25 protein-coding genes are annotated in these 22,840 nt (G+C 37.2%); 1 reads left to right on the plus strand and 24 read right to left on the minus strand.

The features are described 5' to 3' along the window. Positions 1-39 precede the first annotated feature (39 nt). Genes AOC36_RS05030 through AOC36_RS05095 form a run of 14 tightly spaced genes read right to left on the minus strand, consistent with a single transcriptional unit; the run spans position 40 to position 14,194 of the window. Positions 40-2,061, minus strand: coding sequence for a peptidoglycan D,D-transpeptidase FtsI family protein (locus AOC36_RS05030; RefSeq protein ID WP_067632057.1), 2,022 nt, complete (start codon positions 2,059-2,061; stop codon positions 40-42). Positions 2,062-2,069: 8 nt separating this feature from the next. Next, a complete protein-coding gene (locus tag AOC36_RS05035; RefSeq protein WP_067632059.1) occupies positions 2,070-3,401 on the minus strand; it encodes a DEAD/DEAH box helicase in 1,332 nt (443 codons plus the stop codon). A gap of 5 nt (positions 3,402-3,406) precedes the next feature. After that, positions 3,407-4,054: a tRNA (adenine(22)-N(1))-methyltransferase gene (locus tag AOC36_RS05040; protein ID WP_067632061.1), complete on the minus strand. Its 648-nt coding sequence runs from the start codon at positions 4,052-4,054 to the stop codon at positions 3,407-3,409. Continuing rightward, positions 4,054-5,400, minus strand: coding sequence for an RNA polymerase sigma factor RpoD (gene rpoD, locus AOC36_RS05045; RefSeq protein ID WP_067632063.1), 1,347 nt, complete (start codon positions 5,398-5,400; stop codon positions 4,054-4,056). Before rpoD ends, AOC36_RS05040 begins: the two co-directional genes overlap by 1 nt. Further along, on the minus strand, positions 5,390-7,144 hold the full coding sequence (gene dnaG, locus AOC36_RS05050) for a DNA primase (protein ID WP_067632065.1): 1,755 nt from the start codon (positions 7,142-7,144) through the stop codon (positions 5,390-5,392). The genes rpoD and dnaG overlap by 11 nt, the downstream gene beginning before the upstream one ends. A gap of 6 nt (positions 7,145-7,150) precedes the next feature. Next, entirely contained in the window at positions 7,151-8,530 is a 1,380-nt protein-coding gene (locus AOC36_RS05055; protein WP_067632070.1) for a glycine--tRNA ligase, read from the minus strand. 29 nt (positions 8,531-8,559) lie between these two features. Then, positions 8,560-9,261, minus strand: coding sequence for a DNA repair protein RecO (gene recO / locus AOC36_RS05060; protein ID WP_067632072.1), 702 nt, complete (start codon positions 9,259-9,261; stop codon positions 8,560-8,562). After that, positions 9,254-10,153: a GTPase Era gene (gene era / locus AOC36_RS05065; RefSeq protein WP_067632074.1), complete on the minus strand. Its 900-nt coding sequence runs from the start codon at positions 10,151-10,153 to the stop codon at positions 9,254-9,256. Before era ends, recO begins: the two co-directional genes overlap by 8 nt. Next, positions 10,140-10,547 carry a cytidine deaminase gene (cdd, locus tag AOC36_RS05070; RefSeq protein WP_067632076.1) on the minus strand — a complete coding sequence of 136 codons (408 nt, stop codon included), beginning with the start codon at positions 10,545-10,547 and terminating at the stop codon, positions 10,140-10,142. Before cdd ends, era begins: the two co-directional genes overlap by 14 nt. Next, positions 10,544-10,912, minus strand: a complete 369-nt coding sequence (locus tag AOC36_RS05075; protein WP_067632078.1) for a diacylglycerol kinase — start codon at positions 10,910-10,912, stop codon at positions 10,544-10,546. The genes cdd and AOC36_RS05075 overlap by 4 nt, the downstream gene beginning before the upstream one ends. After that, positions 10,887-11,330 (minus strand): rRNA maturation RNase YbeY, encoded by a 444-nt coding sequence (ybeY, locus tag AOC36_RS05080; RefSeq protein ID WP_067632080.1) that lies wholly within the window; start codon positions 11,328-11,330, stop codon positions 10,887-10,889. Before ybeY ends, AOC36_RS05075 begins: the two co-directional genes overlap by 26 nt. 39 nt (positions 11,331-11,369) lie before the next feature. Further along, positions 11,370-12,584 (minus strand): sensor histidine kinase, encoded by a 1,215-nt coding sequence (locus AOC36_RS05085; protein WP_067632082.1) that lies wholly within the window; start codon positions 12,582-12,584, stop codon positions 11,370-11,372. Next, the gene (locus AOC36_RS05090; protein WP_067632084.1) at positions 12,565-13,236 is read right to left on the minus strand and encodes a response regulator transcription factor; all 672 of its coding nucleotides are present in this window, start codon (positions 13,234-13,236) and stop codon (positions 12,565-12,567) included. Before AOC36_RS05090 ends, AOC36_RS05085 begins: the two co-directional genes overlap by 20 nt. A 1-nt stretch (position 13,237) precedes the next feature. Continuing rightward, on the minus strand, positions 13,238-14,194 hold the full coding sequence (locus tag AOC36_RS05095) for a PhoH family protein (protein WP_232505396.1): 957 nt from the start codon (positions 14,192-14,194) through the stop codon (positions 13,238-13,240). A gap of 209 nt (positions 14,195-14,403) precedes the next feature. Here AOC36_RS05095 and rpsU point away from each other — a divergent pair, with 209 nt between their 5' ends. Then, on the plus strand, positions 14,404-14,589 hold the full coding sequence (gene rpsU / locus AOC36_RS05100; RefSeq protein ID WP_067632088.1) for a 30S ribosomal protein S21: 186 nt from the start codon (positions 14,404-14,406) through the stop codon (positions 14,587-14,589). A 62-nt stretch (positions 14,590-14,651) separates the two neighbouring features. On the opposite strand, the gene phoU is transcribed toward rpsU, so the two are convergent. The 10 genes from phoU to AOC36_RS05150 form a co-directional block, all read right to left on the minus strand. Next, positions 14,652-15,281 (minus strand): phosphate signaling complex protein PhoU, encoded by a 630-nt coding sequence (gene phoU, locus AOC36_RS05105; RefSeq protein WP_067632090.1) that lies wholly within the window; start codon positions 15,279-15,281, stop codon positions 14,652-14,654. 11 nt (positions 15,282-15,292) lie between these two features. Continuing rightward, the gene (pstB, locus tag AOC36_RS05110; RefSeq protein ID WP_067632091.1) at positions 15,293-16,045 is read right to left on the minus strand and encodes a phosphate ABC transporter ATP-binding protein PstB; all 753 of its coding nucleotides are present in this window, start codon (positions 16,043-16,045) and stop codon (positions 15,293-15,295) included. Positions 16,046-16,048: 3 nt separating this feature from the next. Then, on the minus strand, positions 16,049-17,272 hold the full coding sequence (gene pstA, locus AOC36_RS05115) for a phosphate ABC transporter permease PstA (protein WP_067632092.1): 1,224 nt from the start codon (positions 17,270-17,272) through the stop codon (positions 16,049-16,051). Then, positions 17,269-18,195: a phosphate ABC transporter permease subunit PstC gene (gene pstC / locus AOC36_RS05120; RefSeq protein ID WP_067632094.1), complete on the minus strand. Its 927-nt coding sequence runs from the start codon at positions 18,193-18,195 to the stop codon at positions 17,269-17,271. Before pstC ends, pstA begins: the two co-directional genes overlap by 4 nt. A gap of 45 nt (positions 18,196-18,240) precedes the next feature. Next, on the minus strand, positions 18,241-19,152 hold the full coding sequence (locus AOC36_RS05125) for a substrate-binding domain-containing protein (protein ID WP_067632096.1): 912 nt from the start codon (positions 19,150-19,152) through the stop codon (positions 18,241-18,243). 240 nt (positions 19,153-19,392) lie between these two features. Beyond that, positions 19,393-20,280: a fructose bisphosphate aldolase gene (locus AOC36_RS05130; RefSeq protein WP_067632098.1), complete on the minus strand. Its 888-nt coding sequence runs from the start codon at positions 20,278-20,280 to the stop codon at positions 19,393-19,395. 62 nt (positions 20,281-20,342) lie between these two features. Beyond that, positions 20,343-20,666 carry a PadR family transcriptional regulator gene (locus AOC36_RS05135; protein ID WP_067632101.1) on the minus strand — a complete coding sequence of 108 codons (324 nt, stop codon included), beginning with the start codon at positions 20,664-20,666 and terminating at the stop codon, positions 20,343-20,345. A 191-nt stretch (positions 20,667-20,857) separates the two neighbouring features. Continuing rightward, a complete protein-coding gene (locus AOC36_RS05140; RefSeq protein ID WP_067632103.1) occupies positions 20,858-21,397 on the minus strand; it encodes a dihydrofolate reductase family protein in 540 nt (179 codons plus the stop codon). A 57-nt stretch (positions 21,398-21,454) separates the two neighbouring features. Continuing rightward, positions 21,455-22,324, minus strand: a complete 870-nt coding sequence (locus AOC36_RS05145; RefSeq protein ID WP_067632107.1) for an AraC family transcriptional regulator — start codon at positions 22,322-22,324, stop codon at positions 21,455-21,457. A 176-nt stretch (positions 22,325-22,500) separates the two neighbouring features. Then, complete coding sequence (locus AOC36_RS05150; RefSeq protein WP_067632109.1) at positions 22,501-22,785, minus strand: hypothetical protein; 285 nt, start codon at positions 22,783-22,785, stop codon at positions 22,501-22,503. Between the last annotated feature and the right edge of the window lie 55 nt (positions 22,786-22,840).

Consider the following 22,840-nt stretch of genomic DNA (forward strand, 5'->3'; position numbering starts at 1 on the left):
CAAGAAGCGCATTGTCGCTTCTTGAAGGTTTGTTCATTGCTAGTGATTTGCCATGAAGTAATCTAGAATCTCTGGTGTCAAGCGTGAACAGATGTTTGTAAGGTCATAAGTATCACGATACGCACCCGCGTTTACACAACTTGTTGCAATTTTTGGATTGTCATAAGGTGCAAATGCAATAAATGCATTGTTACGAATTGCAATCCCTTCGCTGTTATAAAGCTGTGAAGTACCGGTCTTAGCAGCAGATGTATAAGGTTTAGCGGATGTTAAGGTTCCACAGTTTGATGTGGTAACACAGGCTCTAAATCCTGCCCTAACCCGGTCAAGATTACTCTTGTTTTCAATCTTATTAAGTACTTCAGGAACTGTTTCATAAACAACATCATCATTGTCATTATCAACAACTTTTTGGACTAGATACGGTTTAACTCGATATCCACCATTTGCGACAGTACTGATGTATTGATTTAGTTGAAGTGTTGTATAACTATCATATTGTCCAATTGCAAAGTCAAGTAACATCCCTGAGCTTTGCGCCGAACCTTTATATCCAGTTGCTTCTTGAGGATAATCAAGGTTTGTTTTAACCCCTAATCCAAATTGACTGAAATAATAACGCATTGTACTAAATGTATCTTCTAAATGGTTAAATACTAACGGTTGATTTGGAATATATACAGCACCACCAAGTCGTATTGCGACATTAAACATGTAAACGTTACTTGATAATTGTAATGCAGTAATATCAGTTACACTTCCCAAGTTTCTCCATGATCCTCTGGGTTTTGTTCCTTGGATTAGAAGGGGTGTATCATAAATTGCTTCACCTTGTTTCATAACGCCTTCAGTAAGTCCCAAATATACTGTCGCTCCTTTTACAACAGATCCTGGAATCTGTGCATCAAGGAAAGGTGCTTGAGGATCGTTATAAAGGTTTCCTTCAGAATCTTCCTTAATGGAAACTGATGCAAGGATTGCACCGGTATTTGGATCGGTAGCAACAAAGTTAATGGCTTCCATGACATCACGCCCTGTTTCAGAACGATATTGGCGATAGTAGTTCATGACAATTTCTTCAACTTTTTTCTGAAATTCCATGTCAATTGTTAACACAATATCATAGCCTTTTGATCCAGATTTAGTTTCGGTTAAATTACCATTGCTGTCGGTCATATATTCACTTTTGTTCCCCGAAAGGAATTGTTCATATTGATATTCAAGTCCAGAAACACCAACGATATCATTGGTTGAATACCCTTTTGCGAGGAAGAAGTCAATTTTCTCAGCAGGAATTGCACCAACGCTTCCTACAATTGCTTCAAGACCTGTAATTCCTGTATATTCGCGATCCCATGTTGTTTGCCAACTGAATCCAGGATAATCAGCTTGATGCTCAGATAAATATGCAATTTGTTCTTGAGTTGCATTGTCATAAGTAATCGCAGCTTGTGTTGAAGTGACAGTATTCATTTTAAGATAGATGCTGAATCCATTCTTGTCTTCTTCGCTAAGCGTTGCAATATGTTGATCTGTGACTTTTTCCAACTTTAATGCATAAATTTGAGCGTCAGAAAGCCCCAGTATTTCTTCATTTGTAACTAAATCATTTCCGTTACTATTTAAATAGATGTAGAGATCTTTCAATTCACGTTCTGTTAAACTTGCTTTTTCACCAAATTGAACTGCAAACCGTGTCGCGAGATCCCATTGTTCATCACTCTCAATTGATACAGTTGGGAAGTATGTAATAACATTTCGTGATTTATTGGATACAAGAATATTTCCGCTTGCATCTAAAATTTCACCCCGCATTGTTTCTTTTGTTTGCGGTGCTGTTTCTTGTCGACGTACTAGTTCGGCGTAATAATCAGCATTTAATATTTGAACATCGTAAAGTCGTGCAATCAAGATTCCAGCAAGTGACACAATGATTCCCATGAGTACAATTAAACGAACGTTTGCAATCTTCCGAATGTCGAAACGTTTCTTTAAATGACTTGAACTTCCTTTATAGTTGGACGTTGATTGTTTGCTTGTTGATTCTCGAAAATTCTTCATTTATTCACCTACAAATCTTGCATGCTCTTTTGACGCTCTTTGTTGCGTTCTTTCTTTTGACGACGAATATCATCACGAATGATTTCTCTTCGTTTATGACGCATCAATTTTTCAATTTCATTTTTATGCTTTTTCTTGTAACGTGGTTTTACTTTAACGTTTTTGCGTTTAAGTTTTGCTTGAATCTCAGGATCTAAACGACGATGGCGTCGTTCAAAGTTAAAGAATGGACGAGCATCCACAATCACATGTTGCTGAATCCGTTTAAACTTAAAGGAAACATTGTTTTGATTGCGAATTCTTGAGATTGTGTTTTGATCCGAATCCGTTACAAGTGTAATGCAATACCCTTCACGCCCTGAACGCCCTGTACGGCCTGCTCGGTGCATGAAAAATGAAATGTCATGTGCAGGAAGGTTTGCGTTGATTACGTGAGAGATCTCAGGTAAATCAATGCCTCGCGCAGCGAGGTCTGTCGCAACGATGTAACGAACTTGACCCGAACGTAACCGTGAGATTGTTTGTTTACGCTCACGATCGCTAATATCACCATGGATTTCAAGACATTCAAAGCCATTTTCACGAAGGCGTTGTGCAATTTCGGAAACTTCTTCTTTACGATTCGCAAATACAACCGCTAAAAGAGGTTCAATGGAACGTAACACCTCTGTGACTGCTTCATTAAGATCCCAATGTTTTCGATGGATTAATGAGAACTCAATTCGAGGTTTCATGCGTTCTTCGGTAGCGTGGATTTCAATGGGGTGGTTTAGATATTTCTTGATAAACGGTTCAAGTGATCGTGGCAAAGTAGCACTAAACAATAGGAATTGTGTGCTATCAAGCAGTCTTGATGCAATTGAATTGATTTCTTCAGAAAATCCATAATCAAAAATCATATCCATTTCATCAAGAATAAGCATCTTAATGGTGTCAACGCGCAATGTATTCCAAGAAAGAATATCTAACATTTTACCCGGTGTTGCGATAAGGATATGAGGTTGTTTCTCGATTTTACGTTTTAAACGACTGTTGTCCATACCACCAATCGCTAAATCAATGGTAATACTCTCATCAACTTTACGTAAATCTTTGGAGAACTCAAAAATTTGCATTGCGAGTTCTCGCGTTGGTGCTAAGATTAAAGCTTGCGTTTCTTGCACATTAAAATTGATCTTTTCACACAATGCAAAAAGGAAGGCATGTGTCTTCCCCGTTCCAGTTGCGGAACGGACGATCATGTCTCTGTTTTTATTAATTTGTTCTAATACTTGTGATTGTACGGAAGTGAGGCTTTTAAAACCCGCAATTCTCATAATATCCTTATTAAGGGAATTCATACTATTCACTCCGTTTCTATGAAAGTTCTTAATACATTAAATTCTTCTACAATTGATTGGTTATACTTTGAAATCTCAGATAAATGATTACAGCGTGAAACGAGATATTTTGAATACGCAAGATTATCCTTTGCATTCTTAAGAACGGGTCCGATGTATTGGTCAATTAACGTAAAGCTTGTTTGTCGATATTCACATACAAGAATGAATACGGGTTTATTATGGTCGATGATAAACCGCTCATCAATAATTCTAAACCCATTCATAAACAAAGTTTTACGAAGCCAAGGCAGATCCGTATTTGATTGTATAAGGATTCGATCTGTTGTCTTAAATGAAGCCTGTTCAAGGATTGACCAGATTGTCTCAGCACCCATACCTGCAATTACAAATGTATCACAGGGTTCACTAAATTGTGAAAGACCGTCCATTTTAAGTAACGTAATTCTATCTTCAAGACCGTAGTTTTCGACATTTGCTTTCGCATGGCTTAAAGGACCCTCAGCGATATCAAGTCCAAAAGCCAAAGAAACTTTACCGGTCATCACTGCTTTTATAATCAACCATCCATGATCTGTTCCTACATCTGCAACAATTGCGTTGTGTGGAATCAAATCATAGATTAAATCAAGTCGTTTTGATAGCTTAATCATTATTTACCGTCGATAAAATCTCTGAGTCGTTTTGAACGAGAAGGATGTTTTAATTTACGCAGTGCTTTTGCTTCGATTTGACGAATCCGTTCACGGGTAACGTTAAATTCCTTACCAACTTCTTCAAGTGTACGGGTACGACCATCTTCTAAACCAAAACGCAGACGCAATACTTTTTCTTCGCGTTCAGTAAGTCCTTCTAAAACCATGTTGATTTCATCACGGAGTAATTGATTGTTTGCATATTCATCAGGAGATAAGGCATCTTTATCCTCAATGAAATCACCAAGATGAGAGTCATTTTCTTCACCGATTGGTGTTTCAAGTGATACAGGATCCAGTGCAATCTTTTGAATTTCACGAACTTTTTCAGGTGTGATATTTTCCATTTCAGCAGCAATTTCTTCAGCAGTTGGATCACGTCCAAGTTCTTGGACTAATTGACGTTGAATTCGCGTAAGTTTGTTAATGGTTTCAACCATATGTACTGGAATACGAATGGTACGTGCTTGGTCAGCAATCGCACGGGTAATCGCTTGACGAATCCACCATGTAGCATATGTTGAGAATTTGAATCCAAGTGTAAAGTCGAATTTTTCAACCGCTTTAACAAGCCCCATATTCCCTTCTTGAATCAAGTCAAGGAATAACATACCACGCCCAACATATTTACGCGCAATGGACACAACAAGTCGTAAGTTTGCGGAAATAAGGATACGTCGTGCTTCTAGTCCGTCATAATAAGCATTTAGAATGTTTTCTACGTATGCAAGATTTGTCGGTTCATCTTTATAAAACTGTAACATTTCACGATGAATGTCTTCAACTTTTAAATCATCATAAGTTTCTTCGTCCATATCTGGATCAAAGTGTTCCTTATAGATGTCTTTAATCATGACTTTTGCTTGTTCCCCTTCTTGTAATCGTCGTGCAATTTCTGGTTCATCTTTAGGATCCAAAAGATTTACACGGCCAATTTCTTTGAGGTACATTTTTACAGGGTCACTGATTCGTAATTGATTTGAGGAAGTTAATTCATTTTCATATGAGCTTAAGTCAACTTTGTTCATTGAATCATCAAAGGGTTCGTCACCATCTTCATCGCCAATAAACTCAACATCATCATCACCTTCTGGAAGATCTTCTTCATCTTCGTCTTGTGGGTCAGTTAAGATGATATCTTGATCATTAAACCATTGGAACAATTCATCTGTTTCTTCTTCATTTAAATCAAGATGACCTGTTGCTTTTTCAACATCTTCATTATTAAGGACGCCTTCTTTCTTATACTTACGTTTTAATGCAGCCTTAATCTCATCCAATGTGAGTAATTCCTTAGCCATTATTACTTCCTCCTTTAATTTTTCTACGTGACTTCATGACAAGATCCAATAATTCCAGTTGCTCGTTAAACGTTTTTTGAGGAATGTCTTGTCGAATCCGTCGATTGTTTTTATCGGTCATCATTGCTTGAATCCGTTCAATGGTTTCAATGACAACACTTTGTTTATATACTTCAACACCTTTATCTTCCGCGATATTTGAGATAAATGATCCCATTTCTGCCGAGAGATCCAGCGAATATAAATCCGCAACCTCTATTTTATCACGAGTTCGGTAGATATCCAAAATAATTAATGCAAGTTCATGCGCCATTGGATCAGGAAGAAATCCTAATTTATCACGATATTCATGCGCTGCTTGCTTTGATAGGAGCATCTGCTTTAAAAGTTCTCGCTCAGGTTTTGAAACTGAATAACGTGGTTCTATGAACTCATAGTCTATCTTGGGTTGAGTTTGAGGATGTGATTTTGTTTGCTCTGAAATCATCTGTTGGATGATTGCGTTGTCAAACCCGGTTTTCTCACTAACTCGTTTAAGGTAGTAATTGCGTTCTAAAGAATCCGCATCCGATAAATGATCAATCATTGTCAGTGCGACACGTTTTTTATCTTCGAAAGATGTAAGTCCATAAAGACCAATTGTGTAAGTGAATAAAAAGTCATACCAGCCAAGTGCATTTTCAATGCCTTCATTGAGTCGTTTGTTGCCGAGAGTTTTTACGACTTCATCTGGGTCTTTACCAGTATCATTATACCATACACTTACTTTAAAACCGCTACTAACAAGCTTTGTTCCGATTGAAAATGTTGCTTCATACCCTGCTTTATCGCCATCAAAGGCTAACATGACGTTTTTTGTGACGCTTCTCAACAAATTTACTTGAGAATCTGTGCACGCAATCCCAAGCATCGCAACGGCATTTTGATGTCCAGCAGTATAAAAAGCCATAACATCTGTGACCCCTTCACAAATAATAATGCGTCCCTCTTTTCGCGCAGTTTCTTTCGCATTATTGAAGTTGTAGATATGGTTTCCTTTAATATAGTTCTCTGTTTCAGATGTATTGATGTATTTAACGGTACTGTTTGGATCGAGTGTACGAGCTGTAAATGCAATGACACGGCCATATTGATCTGAAATAGGAAACATGATGCGATTATAGAATACATCTTGGATGGTATCATTAATGCGTATGATATCATTCGCAAGCATTTCATCATCTTGATACCCTTTTGCCCTTAAGAATGTATGGATTTTGTTGTTGGTAAGGGCTACACCGATGCCAAAATGTTTTATTAGATCATCACTATACCCACGCTCATGCAATGTATTTAATGCTAATTTTCCTTCTTCTGAATTGAGGGTATATTGCGTGAAGGATTGTACTGTACTCATAAGTTCATAAGCGCGTTGTTTTTTTGGGTCGATCGTTTGTGTTTGTGAAGACTTATATTCAGACAAATCAATATGAACATTCTCCGCTTGCTTAATCACAGCATCCGTAAAACTGATGTTTTCAATGCTTTGGATAAAACGAAACACATTCCCGCCAGCTCCACATACAAAGCATTTGTATATTTGTCGATCTGGTGATACGGACATGGATGGGTCGTGGTCATCATGAAAAGGACAAACCCCCAAATAGTTTTTGCCCTTTCTTGTGAGTGTAAGATATTGAGATACTGTATCTACAATATCGGATTTTTGACGTATATCATCGATTACGTTTTCTGGAATACGCCTCATAATCACCTATCCTTTGAGTGAATCTCTCAGTATTGTTTTGGCTTCTTCTAATGTTACACGATCTTGTTCCATGGAGTCACGATAACGTAATGTAACTTTCTTATCTTCAAGAGAATCGAAATCTACAGTCATGCAAAATGGTGTACCAACTGCATCTTGACGGCGATATCGTTTACCAATGCTTCCGGCTTCATCGTAATCACAGACAAACTCATCCATAAAGTCATGAAGAATTGTTGTAGCTTCTTCACTGAGTTTTTTAGATAGAGGCAAGATTGCAACTTTAATTGGTGCAACTTTTGGACTGAATCCCATGACAATTCGCGTGTCATTTTCGCTTACTTCTTCTTCTCGATATGCTTCACACATCAATGCAAGCATTAAGCGTTCTACCCCAAGTGCAGGTTCAATGACATAAGGAATGTATTTCTCGTTGGTATGAGGATCTAAGTATTCCATGCTTTGTTTTGAATGGGTTTGATGTTGTGTTAAGTCAAAATCAGTACGATCAGCAATTCCCCATAACTCATCAAAGCCCCATGGATAATTGTAGTCAATATCTGCAGTTGCTACTGAATAATGACTGAGCTCTTCTTGGTCATGATCACGAAGGCGTAGATTATCGCGATCAATGCCCAAATCTACAAGCCATTGTAGACAAAATGATTTCCAGTATTCATACCATTTTAGATCTTCACCTGGCTTCACAAAGAATTCAAGTTCCATTTGTTCAAATTCACGTGTTCTGAAGATGAAGTTCCCTGGTGTGATTTCATTTCTAAATGATTTTCCGATTTGTCCAATTCCAAAAGGTACTTTTAGACGCATACTACGTTGTACGTTTCTAAAGTTTACAAACATCCCTTGAGCTGTTTCTGGGCGTAAGTAGATTTCATTTTTACTGTCTTCAACAACACCTTGATGTGTTTTAAACATAAGGTTGAATTGACGAATGTTTGTAAAGTCGTGTTTTCCACATACTGGACATGGAATCTTATGTTCTTCAATATAATCTTCCATTTCTTTAAAACTCATCGCACCCGCATTGACTTCATGATTTGTAAATTCTTCAATCAATTTATCCGCACGATGACGTGATTTACACGATTTACAATCCATCAAAGGATCGTTGAATGTATCTAAATGTCCACTTGCCTTCCATACTTTTGGATTCATTAAGATTGCAGATTGAATCCCTACATTATGAGGGTTATTTGAAATAAAGGATTTCCACCATAATGCTTTCACATTATTTTTAAGCTCAACGCCTAATGGACCAAAGTCCCAAGTATTTGCAAGTCCACCATAAATTTCAGAACCTTGGAATACAAATCCAGATGTTCTGATATGACTGATCACTTGTTCAATACGATACTCTTTTTTCATTAATATACACCATCCATTTTCTTTATCTATTATACACTAGAAATGAGTTTCCAACTATTAAATTTCATATCTGCATGATACTGAAGATATTCAATTAGAATTTCAATAAGATTGTCAAGTTTTGAAGACTCTTTGAGTGTATTCATATCAATTGTTTCTGCTTTAAAAATATAACGAATAAGTTTTAAGGTTTCCAAATCGATTTTGGAAGTTAAAGATCGATATTCAATTGAAACAAATCCCCCTTTTTCAATTGAAAAGTCTGATACGTGTGCTTGATGTGTTATGACACACCCATCAACATAGGGTTCATACCCCATTTGTTTGATGATGGTAACCAAGATGGTAACAAGATAGGGTTTGCTTGGATCACGCAAATAGACATCAAACCAATTGAACCATATGTGATTGTGGTCTTCATCATAAAATCGAATGCATAATTCAGAGAGTAAGGATGCATAGACTAGCCAATCAAAATCAAAACGATGTTGATAGTAAGAATCAATCAACTCCCCCGTTTGGATTCGAAGTAAAGCATCTTTACGGTATCGAAATCGATAGCGAACCTTTGAATATTCAAGACCGAGGGCACCTTGTTTTGAGTTTTCTTTGTAATACCCTGGCAGAACAAAACGCAACATTCCTTTTTCTTCTCCAAGAAAAAGAATCATTGCATCATGTTCACGATAAGCACTTACGGATAGGACAAACCCAATGTCAAGATCATTCATATTCAGTTTCAATATATCCCAATTGATTTAGGAGTCGACTCTTATTACGCCAGTTTGTTTCTACACGAACATAGGTTTCAAGAAATACAGGTTGGCCCATAATGGTTTCAAGTTCAAGTCGAGCTTGTTCGCCAATTTTCTTTAAAAGTGCCCCGCCTTTTCCAATAATAATTCCTTTTTGTGAAGAACGTTCTACCATAATTAATGCTGAGATAACCACTGCATTCTTCTTTTTCACAATGCGTTCAATTGCAACCGCAACTGAGTGTGGAATTTCTTCTTGGGTTAATGCTAATATTTTCTCGCGAATAATCTCTGCGATGATGAATTGTTCGGGATATGCACTTACAGTATCTTTTGGATAATACATCACACCATCATCAAGATAATTTAAGGTTACATCAATCAATCGATCAACATTATCATCCTTTAAAGCTGAAATTGGCACGACTTCCTTAAAGTCTAAGTGCTCCTGTACCTCAACAATGCGTTGTAGAATGTGGTCATTAGAGACTTGGTCAATCTTATTCAATACGAGAATTACAGGAATGTGTGATCCCTTTAATTTCTCAATAACAAACAGATCCCCTCGCCCAAACGCTTCACTGACATCCATGATGTAATAAATTACATCTACGCCATGAAAATGAGCGTAAGAAACACGATTCATACGCGATCCAAGCTCATGTTTCGGTTTATGAATGCCGGGTGTATCAATAAAAATGAGTTGGTAGTTATCTTCGGTTACAACGCCGATGATTGCATCACGGGTGGTTTGTGGTTTATTTGATATAATTGCGATTTTTTGATTTACAAGTTGATTTATCAGTGTTGATTTACCTGCATTTGGGCGTCCAACAATTGATATAAATCCTGATTTAAAGTCTGTCATTGAGATCCTTTCTGCCAAATGAGAGCGGAAGGAGTGCTGCCATATTGGTTGTCATTTCTTCTTTTCCATTTGATAAATAAATGGGTGTATCTTCTTCAAGTAGTTCACTAAGTACTTGTCTACAAATGCCACAAGGACCTGCTAAGATTGAACCATCTGTTACAATGGCGATGGATTCAATATCTTCTTTTCGATACCCATTTGAATAACATGCAAATACAGCACTGCGTTCGCCACAGTTGGTTGCACCAAATGATGCATTTTCAATATTTGCACCTAAAAAATAATGGCCATCTTTTGTTTTTACACAACTTCCAACATGGTAGTTAGAATACGGTGCATAGGCATTATGCATAGCGACAAATGCTTTTTCGATTACGACATCTTTGGTCATAGTATTTTTCCTCCAAGAATAACGACTCCCACTACGACTGCATACAACGCTGCTAGAAGTACAGCTGCTGCAGCAATATCTTTAATTTCTTTTACATGCAAATCATATTTTTTAATTAACAAATCACAGATGTCTTCAATTGCGGAATTTAAGAACTCCGCAATCAGCACAATAAATATAGCACTGATAATAAATAGCCATTCAATTACGGAAATTCCTATAAAAGAAAACAAAATAATAGATATAAGTGCAAAGATGACTTGAATTAGGATGCTTCGATCATAGCGAATTCCTGCATAAAAACCTTGAAATGCACATCTGAATTTGTAAATGGTACGTTTAAGAACGTCTAATATCGAGTGCATCGAGAATCTCCTTTTGAAGTGTAAACATCTCATGTTCTTCTTCTTGAGTATGATGATCATAGCCAAGAAGATGTAAGTAGCCATGGACTACAAGAAATGAGAATTCACGTTTTAAAGAGTGTTGATACTCTTGTGCTTGTCGTCTTAAAGCATCCACAGAGATAACAATATCACCAAGATTGGTGATACCTTCTTCACAATCTCCATCAGGGAAACTTAAAACATCAGTGGGAGTGTCAATATCACGAAATGCTTTATTGTACTCATGAATTTGTGCATCATGAACGAGCACTACAGAAACACTGACTTTATCATCATGTTTGACGTGATGCAATGTTTCTTTAAGTAAAGGACTCAGATATTTTTTATATTCCTTCCATGATGTTTCACTGCTTTGATTTAAAAATGTAATATCCATATGTTCACTTCCTGCTTCTATCTAATGATAAACATGTGTTTAGGCGATTGGTAAAGCAATGGTAAAGGTTGTTCCTTTTCCAAGTTTACTTGCAACACTCAAGGTGCCACCATGTGCTTCAACAATTGATTTGGAAATTGCGAGTCCTAAACCACTGTTTCCATCGTTACGATTGCGATCAGATTGACCCCTAAAGAAGCGCTCGAAAATATGTGGGAGCACGTCTTCGCTAATTCCTGCACCTGTATCTGAGAACTTAATGATGCATGTTTTTTCTGTCAATTCACAATCGATGCGAATGGATTGGTCTTTTGAATAGTTTATTGCATTGTTGAAGAGGTTGATGAAAACTTGGCTTAATCTAAATTGATCGGCTTCAAGTTCTAAGTCGGAAGCACAATTCAGTACAACTTTGATGTTGTTGTTATGCAGTTGAGAACGTCTTCGATAAATAAGTCCTTGGAAGAAATCGTTGAGATTGAAGCGTGATTTCTCTAAGTGCACCTTATTGGTTGACAGTTTTGATTGAAGCAGTAGATCTTCAACAATCTTTTCAAGGCGGGTTAACTCAAGGGTGATCTGTTCCTTAAATTCTTCCATCGCTTCTTTATCATCAAATCCTTCTCGGGTTAAGATCTCGTGCATACCTTTTATTGCTGCGATTGGTGTCTTAAGTTCATGAGATGCATCAGCAATAAATCGTTTTTGCATTTTCTCCCCTTCACGCACTAAGGTAACATCTTGGAATACAAGAATACATCCGTTGTAGCGATTTTCAAAGAAAATTGGAACCGATAATACTTGATAGTCAACACTGTTGATCACGACTTGTTTATAGAAGTGTTTTTCGCCTAAAAAGGCATCTAAGAATATTTTGTGTAAGGAAGATCCGACATTTGATGCATAAACATCGTGAACCTCATCCCCTACTAAGTCCCTAAATTTTGAATTATAGGTGTCAAAGTTCCCTTTTTGATCCACATAACACATGGCAGAAGGGATTGCTTGTATAATATGGTCCAATTTTTCAGTTTCAAACGATAGTTGTTGTTCTACTGATGCAATCTTGCCTTCAAATTCAGATGCTTTTTTATGTTCAAGTTCTTTCTGTTGGTAAAACATGATCCCAAATACAGATAAAGCATCCATGACCAAGAATAAAACCATCAAGACTTCATTCTCTCGTGTTAAATATGCAAGGGTGCTGAATCCTAAGATTGCAAATAAGATCATTTTATTTTGTTTTGATAACATAGCCAATACCTCTCAATGATTCTATATGTATGGTTGATTGTTCAAGTTTAGCGCGAAGCTTATGAATGTGCACATCGACAATGCGCGTGTCACCATCATAGCCAAAGTCCCATATTTCTGTAAGGATTTGGTCGCGGTCTTTTACACTGTTTTGATTTTCTACTAAGTAATGCAGTAAATCAAATTCTTTTTTTGTAAGGTCAATCTCTTGTCCTTCTACAATAACACTACGAAGTTCGGTGTTAATGATTGTATTTCCAATAACTTGATCATGGTGTTTAAGTGATAACGATGATCGTTTTAAATGAGCACTGATGCGCGCTGTCAATACACGGGGTGAAAAGGGTTTGGTTAAGTAGTCATCAACCCCTGCTTCAAAGGCTTCTAGAATATCCTCTTCTTCATCTTTTGCAGTAAGCATAATGATGACGCCTTGATATCCTTCACTTCGAAGTGTACATACGACCTCAATCCCCGATTTGTGTGGAATCATCCAATCGCAGATGATGGCATCGTAATGTGATGATCTTGCTTTTTCAAGAGCATTTAAACCATCTTCAGCAGTATCAACATCGTAGTTCGCATGTTTTAAGTCATAGCGCAGTAATTTGCGTATGCTGTCATCATCTTCAATGATTAATATTTTTTCCACGTTACATGCCTCCGTTATTTTCAAACCGTTTCAAGATTTCAATGACAAGTGGATGACGCACAACATCAGAATTTGTAAGCTTCACAAAAGCGATGTTGTCAATGTCTTGTAATCGATCGATGGAAGTCTTTAGTCCTGATTCCTGTTTAGGATGTAAGTCAACTTGTGTTAAATCCCCAGTGACGATCATCTTGGAATTGCGTCCCAACCGCGTTAAGAACATAATCATCTGTGCTTTTGTTGTGTTTTGTGCTTCATCTAGGATGATCATTGCATCATCAAGGGTACGACCACGCATGTATGCAAGTGGTGCAATTTCAATGGTGTTGTTTTCAATATATCGTAAGGTTTTCTCGCTTGAAAGCATATCATCCAAAGCGTCGTAAAGTGGACGCAAATACGGATCAACTTTTTCTTTCAAATCGCCAGGTAAGAATCCTAGGTTTTCACCGGCCTCTACTGCTGGACGCGTTAATATAATTTTTTTGATCTGTCCCTTTTTCAACAATTCCACAGCATAAACAACTGCAAGATAAGTCTTTCCTGTACCTGCAGGACCCACTGCAAAGGTTAAATCATTGGCTTTAACTTTATCGATGAATACTTTTTGCCCTAATGTCATGGCTCGAATTGGTTTACCAGTATAGGTTCTTGCAATAATTGTATCCAGTGCTTCTAATAATTTATCTTCAGCATTGCGGTTGACCGCATCAACCAACAGTTCAAGATCATACTTGTTGAATTTAGAGTACTTTATAATAATCCGTTGAATCGTATTAATAATACGCACTGCCTTTTCAACAGCATCATCCGTGCCTTTAATCGCAATTGACGTATCTTTAACATAAAGCTCGACGTCACATGCTTTTTCAATTCGTTTGAGGTTTTCCTCCTCAACACCCGTTAAGAGTGAATAGTCTTTGTTATCTATATCTAGAGTTACGCGTTCAGTTCTCAAAGAAACATCCTCCATTTAACTTATTATATCAAAAATGTACTAAAAAAGAACATTTTAGTGCAGAAAGAGTATTTCTAACAAAATATTTGCTGTATTGTGCCAAGCATTAAAAGTTTCGAGAAAATATTGCTTTTTTATTCACTGTTTTTCTTGATTTTTGATGATTGCGTGTTATAATATTTTTGCTTGCATCAGAGAGGAGGTTAGTCATGTCGAGAGTAGTAGTTAAAGAGAACGAAGGTTTAGATGATGCTTTACGCAGGTTTAAACGTCAAGTATCTCGCAATGGTACCCTAGCTGAGGCTCGCAAAAGAGAGTATTATGTTAAACCAGGCGTACGACGTAAACTTAAATCTGAAGCCGCTCAAAAGGCGCGTCGTAAAAAACGTCGTTAATCTGATTTAATTTAAAAATTTGTGATTATACACATTAAAAGGAGCTCGTCGCTCCTTTTTTCTTATCCAAAGTCAACATGTTGACCATTTACGATATAAACAACTTGTTCGCAGATGTTTTTCAAATGGTCCCCTGTTCGCTCTAAATTCCGTAACATTCCCGTTAATTCGACCGGAAAGCTTGTTTTATGTCCCTTGTCAGCAATTTGATACAACAAGCGCTTAAATGCTTGGTCAATTTCCTCGTCCAAGGAAGCAACACGATAGGCCTCCTTAACATCTTGCTTTTTTAACACATTTGTAACTTGATCCAAATAATCTATCAGTGTATCACCCAAAGATTCAACTTCTTCACGATACTGATTTACACCATCATAATATCGGATAACAAAACGTCCGATATTTTTTGCATAGTCTCCAATCCGTTCATAATCTGTCGCAATCTTAACGCCACCAACTAAAAGGCGTAAATCACGCGCAACAGGTTGCATCAAGGACAAAATTTGAATGGCTTGATTATTGATGAGTTCATTTTGATTGTTGATGAATTCATCTTTTTCTATGACATCCAGCGCTAAAGTCTTGTCATCATTTTTAAAAGCCGTCAATGCGTTGGATAAGTTTTCACGGACTTGATGTGCAAGTGTGAAAATACTTTCTTCGTATTGATTCATAAGTTGATCGATTTGCATGTTTTAGTCTCCTATCCGAATCGTCCGGTAATATAATCTTCAGTTCGTTTATCTTTTGGTGTATGGAACAATGTTTTTGTATCTTCAAACTCAACGAGATCCCCTAATAAGAAGAACGCAGTCATATCACTAATCCGTGCTGCTTGTTGCATTGAATGGGTTACGATAATAATCGTATATGTTTTCTTTAATTCAATGATGAGTTGTTCAATCTTTGCTGTTGCAATTGGGTCGAGTGCGGATGTTGGCTCATCCATTAAGATGACTTCTGGTTTTAATGCGATGGCACGTGCAATACATAAACGTTGTTGTTGACCACCCGATAATCCCATGGCACTTTTATGAAGACGATCTTTAACTTCATCATACAATGCCGCTTGCTGTAATGCAACCTTCACTGCTTCATCTAAAAATGCCTTATCTTTAATCCCTTGACAGCGTAACCCATAGGCAACATTATCATAGATACTCATCGGAAATGGATTGGGTTGTTGAAATACCATCCCTACTTTTGTTCGAAGATCCACAACATCGGTGTTCTTGTCGTAAATATCCTGATCATTAAAAAGGATGTCTCCGGTTATTTTTGTGTTTGGAATCAAATCATTCATTCGGTTCAAACAACGTAGGAAGGTTGATTTCCCACAACCTGAAGGACCAATAAATGCAGTTACTTGATGCTTTGTAATGTCTATGTTTATGCTTTTTAATGCTTGAGTCTCACCATAGTAGAGATCAAGATTTTTAACTTTAAATGAATTCATAATTTATCCTTGCCACTTTCTTTCTAAACGTCTTGATAAAAATTTAACACTGAAATTGAGAATGAATACGATGATTAATATGATGATTGAAATTGCACTAGCAAGCTCAAAGTTAGGTTGTTCACCACTCATAATTGTCCAAATATGAACTGCTAGGGTTGTCGCACCGGTACTTAATTTAGGAGCGTCATTGATGAAGGTTCCCATTGTGTAAATCAAGGCTGCAGATTCTCCAATGATACGACTTACTGCCAATAATAAAGCTGAGAGAATTCCAGGAAGCGCTGATGGGAGAATCACTCTAAAAATGGTTTGAGTTTGAGTCGCACCTAATGATAATGAAGCATACCGATAATCACGGGGAACAACAACTAAAGATTCTTGTACAGATCGGATTATCACTGGAAGCAGTACAATGGACATAGTCATGCCTCCTAATAAAACAGACAATCCAGAAATGTTAAAGAGTGCAGTAATTGGAAAGAGTACTGCAATTCCCATGAGACCAAAGATAATACTAGGAACCCCAGCAAGCATTTCAATTGCACGTTCGATTGTATTTCTAAGGAAGCCTGGTTTCGCTATTTCAGTGAGGTAGATTGCGGCAAAGATTCCCAATGGTAGTGCAATGACAATTGAGATCGCAATTAACATTAAAGTTGCAAGTAAAGATCCCCAAATCCCCCCACCTTGAGTTTGAAAGTAAAGCGAGGTAATTTCAGAAGCACTGTCAAGATTTTGAACAATTGTTTCCGCATTTTCTTGCATTGTAAGTCCTGTTAGGGAAACAACCCCTTCTTCATTGAGATACTCAAGACGATTAAAAATGCTGTTGTCATCAATGGACAAAGGTTGGAGATAATTAGAGCCTTGTGATGCATCAACACTTGTTAAAAACGGTGAGTCTTCTGCAATATAGACAATAAGCACTTCTTTTTTCTTTTCATGATTGATTGAATCTTTAAGTGCAACACCATATTGAGTACTAAAATAAACATCATCGCCAAGGTCATCTGGGGTTTCAAATAAGCTAGGTTGGTTATTTTCAAAGTGAACTAAATAGTTTTGTGACCAATAATTATTGGTTAACATATCAAAACTTAATGTACCAACTCCGCGGATTGCCACAAATCCAAAGATGAGTACAAGGGCGATTACGGTGGTTCCTGAGGCAAGCATTGTTATTGCATTGTAAATACCATCGATTATTTTACGTCGTTTTGTCATGCGTGTTCACTTCCTATCTTTTTCTTAACGTGGTGAATCAATAAGTTTGAGATAAGAATCGTAATCATTAAGACAATCCCAACGCTAAAACGCACATCATAGTCGAGCCCAGTTGTTTCTTTTAATCCTGATAACATTGTGGAGGTTAAGGTTCGCGTTATATCAAATGGATTGAGTGTGGGACCCACTGACTTGTTTCCGGCAACCATTGAGACGGCGGTTGCTTCACCAAAAGCGCGTGCGAGTCCTAAGATAAGTCCTGCAAAAATACCTGATTTAGCAGACGTTAAGACAACTTTGAAGTTTGTCTGTGTTTTTGATGCACCCAGGGCCAATGAGGCAAGTTCAAGTTGTGGTTTCACAGTTTTAATTGCAACAATGGATAGTGATGTCATAGTAGGCAATGTCATCAGCGCTAAAAGTATAATCACAGCGAGTAACGAACGCCCACCAAAAGTAGAATATCCCATCACTTTTGCAAGTGAATCAACCCATCCTACAATAACTCCTGATGCAAAAACTCCGTAAACAACGGATGGGATCGCAGCCAGAAGCTCAATAACTGTTGTGAGTATTTCACCAAGTTTCTTTGGTGCAATTTTAACAATAAATAATGCAGTTAAAACTGAAATTGGAAATGCGAGGAGCATTGCAAAGAATGCAGAGATAAGTGTATTGATAATGATGAATAATACACCATAGGTTTGAGTTGAGCTTTGCCACTGAAACCCTGTTAGAAACTTCCATAAGCTAATTTGGTCTGGATAGTTTGGTAAAAAGACTGAAATACCGCGCTTAAAGATAAATACGAAAATCAAAACAATTGCGGATGCAGCGATGATTCCCGCAAGGCGAAAAAGACCAATAAAAAATAGGTCAACAATTTTCTTTCGCTTTTGATAACGTGTAACCGATGAATTCATAAAACCTCTTTTCTAAACGTGTGAAAAGCTTAGTGTAAACTAAGCTTACTTGATTCCATCCCACGTTGTAATTTCACCACTAAAGATTTGAACAAGTTTTTCAGCATTAAGATCTGTGATTGCTTCATTTGCAACATTCACAACCACAACCACCGCATCTTTTGCATATTGACCTGCAGCAATAGAGCGTGTTGTATCCTCTTCAGATTTAAATTCACGGGATGCAAAGCCGATGTCTACAGCGTTCGCACCATCTTTTTCTGTGCCAAGTACGCGTTTATATCCATCAGAGGAACCGGTTTGATTTGGTTCAAATTTGAAGTTACCTGCGAGTGGAATAAAGGATTGCATTGCTGCTTCCAAAGTTTTAGCAACTGAGGTTGATCCACCTGTTTTAATCGTAATACTTGAGTTGTCTTGGTTTACTACAGGATGATTTGCTTTCAGTGTTGACCATGGTTTGCCTTGACTCACATCAACAATACCACCAGCACTTAGTACAGCTTGAAGTCCTTCAGTTGAGTTTGTAAGATAATCAATGAACGCCAATACAAGTTGTTCTTTTGTATCTGAATCAAAGTCCCCGGATGCTCGAGTTACATACTCAAATGGACGTGCGAGTTTATATTCACCTGAGTTAACGGTTTCTACGGTTGCTTCGACACCCTCATATGTGAGTGCCTTGAGGCTGTTTGCTTCAAAGTCTGTTGAGAGTGATACATAGCCAATACCATTGGTGTCTTTACCGACTTGAGACGCCATATCTCCATTTGATGTTGTTTCTGAGCTATTTGCGGTAAGTGCATCATCATCAAGACCAATGATTGCTTCAAACGCTTCACGGGTTCCACTCGAACTATCACGAGTATATATTTTAATATCCATAGATGCAGACGTGCTATTACCGCACCCAACTAATACTAAACAAGATATAAGAATTGCGACTGCCTTTTTCATAAATCCTCCGATGCAATGTTTTCTTGCAAACTCATCATATCCTACCTCTATTAATTTCAATTTAACCAATTGTTAAGATTGTGTAAACTCATGTGCTCACACTTAAATTTCGATTATTTATGGATATAAACACGCAAACCAGGCCAAGGTTTCACAAAGGGATATGATCATGTCATTGGATAAAAAAAAGTGCCATTGCACTTAAAGTCAGTGCGATGACACGGTGAATACTAATGGTAATTAAGCGATTGATGCTGTTTTAATTGCTTTGATCGCATTTTCAAGATGTTTATTGAATACATCGTCGGTTTGTTGGAAGGTCAACCCTTCTACAAGTGCACGAGAGAAGCTTGCAATTAAACCATGATTACGTGCAAGTTTTTCGTTTGCTTCATCACGAGAATAGCCACCTGACAACGCAACAATCCGTAATACTTTTGGTGCTTTCATCAAGTCAGCGTAAAGATCATCAACAGTTGGGATTGAAAGTTTGAACATGATATGATCTGTATCCTTAATTGTCTTAAGTTCTTCATGAATTGCAGCCAATAAGATTGTTTCTGCTTCTTTCTTATCAGAAATAGAAATTGTAACTTCTGGTTCTAGAATTGGAATCAATCCATAACTTAATATAATCCGAGCAAATTCGAATTGTTGTTTCACAATTTTTCGAATTCCAACTTCATTTGCGCTATTGATTACAGAGCGCATCTTTGTGCCAAATACATGACGAAGTTTTGCACGTTTTAGAAGGTCATCAAGGCCTTTAATCGGTTTCATGAGTTGAACCCCATCTTCTTCATCAGCCAAGCCTTGATCAACTTTTAAGAATGGCACGATGTGCTTTTCTTCCCATAGATAATCCGCTGTATATTTGCCGTCAATTTTACGATCCATTGTATTTTCAAATAAAATTGCACCTAAAATTCCTTCAGCCTTAAATTCTGGGCTCTTGATAATACGAGTCCGCATTTCATGTACAACGTCAAACATCTCTTCGTTATTGCTATAGGCACTTTCGTCAATTCCATAACTTTTAAGAGCCTTAGGAGTACTACCACCACTTTGATCTAAAGCCGCGATAAAACCTTGTCCAAGTTGCATTCTTTCGAGTTGTTCTTTGTTCATAATATCACCCTTTCGTAAGAACAATTATACCATTGGCGATAAGGCTTAAAGAAAATGATGCCCTAATTAACTTCTTTTAAGATCTTTAGCGATCGTTGTGTTAACTTAGCATATGATTGAACAAACTGTGATAAATGATAACGACCTACGGCTGTTATCGAGAAGTATTTACGAATAGGCCCTATTTCAGAGCGTACCCCCCGTGCACGTATATATCCTTTCTTCTCAAGACGTGTGAGAATCGGATATAATGTCCCTTCCTGAATGTCCTCAAAACCATATTCTCTTAATATAACAATCAGCTCGTATCCGTATGTTTCCTTGCGTGAAATGATGGCAAGAACACATCCTTCTAATACACCTTTAAGTAACTGCTTGTCATCCACAGCTTATCACCTCTGACTCAATCATAGACTTGCTATTTGTTTATGTCAAGTAGTGGGAATAACTTTGAGTTTAAATGTATTTATCACCCCCATACTAGATCCACTTTTTAGTTCGTTTATGTATAATTTGTGAATTATTGAACAAAAAAAGGTGAGTGATTGACCGATCGTCTTCACGCACCTTTAGAGTATTATGCTTTATGATATTTCAGAATTACCATCCCATCATCAATGAATGTTTTATCAAGCACTAATGAAATCGGAACTCTGAAATCGTGGAATAAACGACGTCCAGATCCTAAAAGGACTGGAATGATTCCAATGATGTACTCATCAATCACATCGTTTTCAATAAATTTCTCAACAAGCCGTGCGCCACCAAACAACCAGATGTCCTTACCTGCTTCATTGTTTTTTAGATTCACGACATGTTTTACGATATCTCCATGGATAAACTCTATGTGTTCAAATTGAGTCTTATAGTTTGGATTATTGGTTGCGACTAAAATCTTTTTGTGTTCAGAATCTTTAATGAAGTCAATTCCACAATCTTCAAGTGAGACACGTCCCATGACGATGGTATCAATTGATTCTGCCCAAGTATTAATATCAAATTTTTCATGGGAGTCAAGGGAATGATTCCCGTGTCCTTTAATCCATTCATATCCCCCATCAACATCACAAATATAACCGTCCAAAGACATTGCTAAATTCAAGACAATTTTTCTCATATGCTAAATCCTACCTTATAAGAATAATGTATCACAAACCAGATAAAATAGACACACTTATAACTGTAATTCTTTAACTGGAATGTAGATTTCAGAGAATTTGTAACTTGGATCAAGATTACTATCAATTGTATAAGAAAATGTTGGTGCATCAACCAGTTCATAATTTGAGCTGGGTAACCATTTTGCGTAAATATCAGCGTGTAAATTTTGCATTTTTTCTGGAAATGGTCCATCGCATGTGAACACTGCCCATGTATGACTTGAAACGTCTTTTTCTTCCAGGGTTTCACAATGTGTATCGTATGATGTCATGACCCCTATCATATGGATTAGTGAACCGGATTCTTGTGTAAAATTCGTGTCTGAATCCCATGATATATTCAAAATTTGCTTTGGATCCATCGTTTTCACCTGATGCATTTCTGTGCGTTGTTTTTGCGTTATGGATTGGGCTAATGCCACGATTTCCGTATTCACGCCTTCAAATTGAAGCGAGACACGTTTGCTCACTCCTGCAAACTTGAACGCTGGCAATTGTACAAGTTTAACTTGCATTGTAGTTCCTCCTTCTACCTGTATTTTGAAAGAGAGTTTTGGTGTTGTGGTGATGATGTGATGCCTTCTAACTTCAGAAGGCAAAATCCCACTCCACGCCTTATAAGCGCGTGTGAAACCATCAAGTGACTCATAACAGTACGTATAGGCAACTTCAGTGATTGATACACCATTTAGTAGGTCTTGTGTTGCGGATGTGAGACGTCGACACTTAATATACTCACTCAAACTCATTTGAGACAAAAAGAAGAATACCTTTTTGAGTTGAATCTCTGGCATCCCACTTACCTCAACAAGCATCTCAAGTGTTAGTGTTTTTTTTAGGTGTGATTCAATCATGTCAATCACTGCATTCAATCCTTTAATCATCAATAAACCACCTCTTTCCTATGTATCATATCAATTTAATGTGTCATTCACTCGACATTACACACCAAACTTAGTCGATTCTATTACGATTTGATTGGCGAACTTTTTTACGTGTGAATTTGCTAAAGTAAAACGATTGGAAAAACCAACCGCTTCGATAATCCCAGGTATTGGACTTAGATTTTGTATGTTTTGTTTAAGTGACGATATCCAAAAGTGATTACAAAGATTGATACAGGGATGAAAGTCAAAGCAAAGATGAATGATACAGGGTGAAAAAACCGAACTGTATTGAATAGATTTAAGCATCCGATACTAAAGAGAATGCAAGAAAACGTTGTAATCAAATATAAGTATGTGATGTATTTGATGAAATCTTTTCTTGAGCTAAAATCATCTAACTTTTCAAACTTAGTGAAAATAAACAAATCATGAAATAATGAAACAAATAATTCAAGCATCGGTCAATTCCTCCTCTTGCATGGTTCTTGTAATTAAAGTATACCAGAAAAAATC

The organism is Erysipelothrix larvae, from assembly GCF_001545095.1.
Taxonomy (GTDB): domain Bacteria; phylum Bacillota_I; class Bacilli_A; order Erysipelotrichales; family Erysipelotrichaceae; genus Erysipelothrix; species Erysipelothrix larvae.

Bases quoted from the DNA above. Each gene is read 5' to 3' on its own strand.
- AOC36_RS05030 (WP_067632057.1), bottom strand. From the start codon at position 2,061: ATGAAGAATTTTCGAGAATCAACAAGCAAACAATCAACGTCCAACTAT.
- AOC36_RS05035 (WP_067632059.1), bottom strand. From the start codon at position 3,401: ATGAATTCCCTTAATAAGGATATTATGAGAATTGCGGGTTTTAAAAGC.
- AOC36_RS05040 (WP_067632061.1), bottom strand. From the start codon at position 4,054: ATGATTAAGCTATCAAAACGACTTGATTTAATCTATGATTTGATTCCA.
- dnaG (WP_067632065.1), bottom strand. From the start codon at position 7,144: ATGAGGCGTATTCCAGAAAACGTAATCGATGATATACGTCAAAAATCC.
- AOC36_RS05055 (WP_067632070.1), bottom strand. From the start codon at position 8,530: ATGAAAAAAGAGTATCGTATTGAACAAGTGATCAGTCATATCAGAACA.
- recO (WP_067632072.1), bottom strand. From the start codon at position 9,261: ATGAATGATCTTGACATTGGGTTTGTCCTATCCGTAAGTGCTTATCGT.
- era (WP_067632074.1), bottom strand. From the start codon at position 10,153: ATGACAGACTTTAAATCAGGATTTATATCAATTGTTGGACGCCCAAAT.
- cdd (WP_067632076.1), bottom strand. From the start codon at position 10,547: ATGACCAAAGATGTCGTAATCGAAAAAGCATTTGTCGCTATGCATAAT.
- AOC36_RS05075 (WP_067632078.1), bottom strand. From the start codon at position 10,912: ATGCACTCGATATTAGACGTTCTTAAACGTACCATTTACAAATTCAGA.
- ybeY (WP_067632080.1), bottom strand. From the start codon at position 11,330: ATGGATATTACATTTTTAAATCAAAGCAGTGAAACATCATGGAAGGAA.
- AOC36_RS05085 (WP_067632082.1), bottom strand. From the start codon at position 12,584: ATGTTATCAAAACAAAATAAAATGATCTTATTTGCAATCTTAGGATTC.
- rpsU (WP_067632088.1), top strand. From the start codon at position 14,404: ATGTCGAGAGTAGTAGTTAAAGAGAACGAAGGTTTAGATGATGCTTTA.
- phoU (WP_067632090.1), bottom strand. From the start codon at position 15,281: ATGCAAATCGATCAACTTATGAATCAATACGAAGAAAGTATTTTCACA.
- pstB (WP_067632091.1), bottom strand. From the start codon at position 16,045: ATGAATTCATTTAAAGTTAAAAATCTTGATCTCTACTATGGTGAGACT.
- pstA (WP_067632092.1), bottom strand. From the start codon at position 17,272: ATGACAAAACGACGTAAAATAATCGATGGTATTTACAATGCAATAACA.
- pstC (WP_067632094.1), bottom strand. From the start codon at position 18,195: ATGAATTCATCGGTTACACGTTATCAAAAGCGAAAGAAAATTGTTGAC.
- AOC36_RS05125 (WP_067632096.1), bottom strand. From the start codon at position 19,152: ATGAAAAAGGCAGTCGCAATTCTTATATCTTGTTTAGTATTAGTTGGG.
- AOC36_RS05130 (WP_067632098.1), bottom strand. From the start codon at position 20,280: ATGAACAAAGAACAACTCGAAAGAATGCAACTTGGACAAGGTTTTATC.
- AOC36_RS05140 (WP_067632103.1), bottom strand. From the start codon at position 21,397: ATGAGAAAAATTGTCTTGAATTTAGCAATGTCTTTGGACGGTTATATT.
- AOC36_RS05145 (WP_067632107.1), bottom strand. From the start codon at position 22,324: ATGATTAAAGGATTGAATGCAGTGATTGACATGATTGAATCACACCTA.
- AOC36_RS05150 (WP_067632109.1), bottom strand. From the start codon at position 22,785: ATGCTTGAATTATTTGTTTCATTATTTCATGATTTGTTTATTTTCACT.